The organism is Mycobacterium sp. MFM001 (assembly GCF_003402475.1).
Taxonomy (GTDB): domain Bacteria; phylum Actinomycetota; class Actinomycetes; order Mycobacteriales; family Mycobacteriaceae; genus Mycobacterium.
In genome coordinates this window covers 1-4,799 of sequence record NZ_BFAB01000033.1, presented here as the reverse complement: position 1 = coordinate 4,799, position 4,799 = coordinate 1, and the positions used below count along the sequence as shown (strand labels likewise).

Here is a 4,799-nt window from a genome sequence, read left to right as displayed (position 1 = left end):
GGCGTTAGCCCGCCGCCACCGTGCTGGACGTGGGTGCAGATGCCAGTCAGGGCGTCGAACCATAGTTCGCTGAGCTGACGGACCTCTGCGCGATCTATTGCTGTGGGTGCCCAGGTCCAGGTGGCGTGTAGTTGTGGGCCGGTTTCGGTGTCGACGGTGGCGGCGTTGAGTTCCACGGTGTGCGTTAAGGGCATTGGTAGTGCTGCCGCGGTGGCGGCGACGGATAGGCCCTCTGGGCTGGGCTGCCACATGGCCTCGGTGGCCTCGGTCCCGGCGGTGCTGAGCCGTCCTAGGTAGTTGAAGCCGATTGGCGGGTCGGATTCGGGCAGGTCGACGTCGGGGTTGAGGTAGCGCAGCAGACCGTAGGTCAGCGGGTCGGGCTGGGCGCGAAGCTGCTCTTTGCCGTCTTTGATGGCCCGCCCCAGGGCGGCCGCGCCGGTGCTTACCTGCGCCCAGGGCAGTCCGCCGATGGTTAATGACACCGGGTATTTGGTGGTGAACCAGCCCACTGTGCGGGACAGATCCAGCTCGGCGGCCAGTTCCTCGGCGCGGCCGTGGCCCTCGACGTCGATGCCGATCGGTACTGCGCCGGTGCCCAAAAGCTCCGTCAGCGCTAATCCGAAGGCGATCAACAAGACCTCATGGATGCCGGCGTGAAATGCTGCGGGCACCTCAGCGAGCAGCACCCGGGTGGTCTCGGTATCCAACGACACCGACAACTGCGCGGCGTTGGCATAGGTGTCCCGCTCGGGCTGCACCGGCGCCAGCGCGGCCGGTGCCGCCGCCACCTGCTTCCACGCCGCCGCCTGCTCTACCACCGCCGGTGCTTGTGCGTGCTCGGCCAGCAGTGCTGCCCACCGGGCAAACGATGTCCCGCCCGCCGGTAATGCCACCGGCTGCCCGGCCTGATGCTGGGCCCAGGCGATGTTGAGGTCTTCCAACAGGATTCGCCACGACACCGCGTCGATGGCCAGATGGTGAATGATCACCACCAGCTGACCCGCCGAGCTGACCCACAGCGCGCTGAGCATCCTCCCGGCGCTCGGGTTCAGCCGCGACCGGGCCGCCACCACCGCCTCATCGCAGAGCACATCGATCGTCTGTAGACACGCGCTGGCGTCGACCGAGCCGGGCTCGGGAACATAGAGCGCACCGTCGTCATCAAGCCGCGCCCGCAGCATGGCGTGCCGATCCAACAGCGCCTGCACCATGACCACCACATCGGCCTCGGCCGCCCCTGCCGGGGCCGATATCACCAGCGTCTGGTTGAACTGATCCGTCGGACCATCAATGTTTTGCAGCCAGTGCATGATCGGGGTCGCGATCACCGGCCCGACTCCCCTATCGACCACGCCAGCCGTGCCCTCGGCCACCACCGTCACCCGGGCCAGCCCGGCCACAGTTTGCTCGACGAACACATCACGCGGCCGACAGCTCAGCCCGGCCGCCCGAGCCCGGGCCACCACCTGCATCGACAAAATGCTGTCGCCCCCCAAGTCGAAGAACGAGTCATCCACCCCGACCCGCTCCACACCGAGCACCTGGGCGTAGATGCCGGCCAGCACCTCCTCGATGGCGCTGCCCGGGGCGCGGTAACGATCGACGCTGGTGTATTCGGGTGCCGGCAGGGCCCGTTTGTCCAACTTGCCGTTGACCGTCAAGGGCAGCGCATCCATCACCACCACAGCGGCGGGCACCATATACGGCGGTAGTCGCTCGGCCAGCTGCGCGCGTATTTCGGTCGGGTCTGCGGTGCCGGTGACATAACCCACCAGGCGCTTATCGCCGGGACGGTCCTCGCGGGCGATCACCGCCGCCTGCTCTACCCCATCCACCCCGGTTAAAGCGGTCTCAACCTCGCCGAGTTCGATGCGATAGCCGCGGACCTTGACCTGCTCATCGGCGCGACCCAGATACTGCAGCTGCCCACCGCCACCCCACCGCACCAAATCCCCGGTGCGATACATGCGCGCCCCGGGATCCCCGAACGGGCACGCCACAAAGCGGGACGCAGTCAATCCGCCGCGCCACAGATACCCGACGCCCACGCCACGACCGGCGACATACAACTCACCGATCACACCGACCGGCACCGATCGCAACCACTGATCCAGCACAAACAACGCCGCGGTCGGCACCGGCGCACCGATCGGCACCACACCCGATCCGGATGGCGACAGCGCACTCATCGACGCATAGACCGTGGCCTCTGTCGGGCCGTAGGCGTTGATCACCACCCGCCCGGGCGCCCACCGATCCACCACGTCAACCGGGCAGGCCTCACCCCCGAGCAGCAAGGCCACCGAATCCAAACCTTCCGGCGACAATGCTGCCACCGCCGACGGAGTCTGGGTGAGCACGTTGACGCGCTCGCTGACCAGCACTTTGTGGAAGTCCTCCGGGGCGCCGACGACCGACTCGGGCACCACCACCAGCTGGCCGCCAGCCAACAGCGCAGCCCAGATCTCCCACACCGAGAAGTCGAAGGCATACGAATGGCACTGCGTCCACACCTGGGCCGTCGGCAGGTGGGCCGGCATCGAGTCCGCCAGGTGGGCCAGGTTGTGGTGGCTGATCGCCACCGCCTTCGGGGCACCGGTGGTGCCCGAGGTGTAGATGATGTACGCAAGATCTTCAGGGGCCGGTGCCGGCAAGCTGGTGCCCGGGTAGCTGTCGACGCGAGGATCCTCGACGTCAATGACCAGCAGGTCGTACCCGTCCAGCCGGTCGGTGAGATCCGCGGTGGTGATGACGGCGATCGGTGCAGCATCCTCCACCATGAACCCGATCCGCGCCGCCGGCAGCGCCGAGTCGATCGCCAGGTAGGTCGCCCCGGCCTTCAACACCGCCAGCATCGCCACGATCGCCTCGGCGGATCGCTCCAGCAGCAGCGCCACAATTGCGCCGGGAGCGACGCCGTGAGCAGCCAACAAGTGCGCTAACCGGTTAGACGCCTCCTCAACCTCGCGATAGGTCAGGGAGCGGCGCTCGAAGGTCACCGCCACCGCCTCCGGGATGCGCCTGACCTGTTCGGCGAAGAGCACCGGAATCGACACCGGCGTTGCGGGTTGCGTCAATGCAACGCGGTTACCGATCTCGTCGAGGCGGGCATGTTCGGCCTCGTCGAGCACATCCAACGACGACAACGGCCGCGCGGCATCCGCAGTCATCGCCACCAGTACCCGCGCCAACCGTTCGATCAGCGTCTCGATGCTCTCCGCGTCGAACACATCCGTGCGGAACTCCACCGTTCCACCGATCCCGGCGGGCTCACCGTCCTCGGTGAAGCGTTCGGCCAACGCAAACGCCAAATCCATACGGGCAGACTGGGTATCGACGGGCAACGACGTGACTTGGAGACCCCCCAAAGCCAGCTCCGCCGCGGGATCGCTGTTCCCGGCGAACTGCCAGCCCACAAGCACCTGAACCAACGGGTGATGAGCCAACGACCTAGACGGGTTGAGCCGCTCCACAAGCGCTTCGAATGGCACGTCCTGGTGCTCGTAGGCGGCCAGGCTGCGCTGGCGCACCTGGCTCAACAGGCCGGCGACGGTGGGATCGCCGGCCAGATCAACCCGCAGCACCAAGGTATTGATGAAAAAGCCGACCAACTTGTCCAGTGCGGGATCGCGACGCCCGGCGATCGGGAATCCCACCGCCACATCGGGGCTGGCGCTGAGTTTGGACAGCAGCAGCGCCAACGCCGCCTGGATCACCATGAAGCTGGTCGCGTTGTGCTCGTGAGCCATCCGCACCACGCGCTGCTGCAACTCGGCCGGCCAGTCCACAACCACGGTGGCGCCGCGCTGATCGGCCACCGGCGGGTAGGGCCGATCGGTGGGCAGCTGGAGTCGTTCGGGCATCCCTGCCAGCGCCTGCTCCCAGTAGGCCAGCTGCGCGGCGATGGGGCTATCGCTGTCGGCGAGGTCACCCAGCAGTGCCCGCTGCCACAACGTGTAGTCGGCGTACTGCACCGGCAACGGCTCCCAGTCGGGAGCCCGTCCGGCACACCGGCTGGCGTACGCGACTCCCAAATCAGCCACCAACGGCGCGATCGACCAGCCGTCGGCGGCGATATGGTGCACCGCGGCCACCAGCACATGTTCGTCATCGGTGAGCCGGAAAAGTGTTGCTCGCAAAGGGATCTCAGATGCCAGGTCAAAACTGTGACGCGCCGCTGTGCCGATGGCCTCCTGCAGCCGATCCGCCGGCCAGCCGCTGGCATCAACGACATCCCAACCGAATTCGGCGCATTCGGGTGGCACCACCAGCTGCTGAGGGCTGCCCTGCGGCGCCACAAATAACGTACGCAGGCTTTCATGACGCCCTACCACATCGGCGAGCGCCGCACTCATCGCCTCGACATCAAGTGCGCCACTTAACCGCAACGCGGTCGCCATGTTGTAAACCGGCGACGGCCCCTGCAACTGATCGATGAACCACAACCGCTGCTGGGCAAACGACAACGGCACCACCGCAGGCCGGTCCACCGCCACCAGGGGCGCGAGCCGACGCGATCCCACCCGGACACGGCCCGCCAACTGAGCAACCGTGGGCGCCTCGAACAAGGCCGGTACCGAAAGATCGGCATCCAGTGTGGTGTTGATTGCCGCGAACAGGCGCATCGCCAGCAGCGAATCCCCGCCGAGGTCGAAGAAGGACTGGTCGACGCCGACCCGTTCCAGCCCGAGCACGTCGGCGTAGATGTCGGAAAGGATTTCCTCAATTGTGTTGCTTGGGGCGCGGTATCGATCAGTGTCCTGATAGTCGGGTGCGGGTAGGGCGTGGGTGTCGAGTTT

At 66.6% G+C, this 4,799-nt stretch carries 1 protein-coding gene; it reads right to left on the bottom strand.

Translation table 11 applies throughout. The annotated features are described in order from the left end of the window. Positions 1-4,799 (bottom strand): non-ribosomal peptide synthetase (locus tag MFM001_RS24210; RefSeq protein WP_116377756.1); only part of this gene is annotated, 4,799 nt, incomplete at both ends.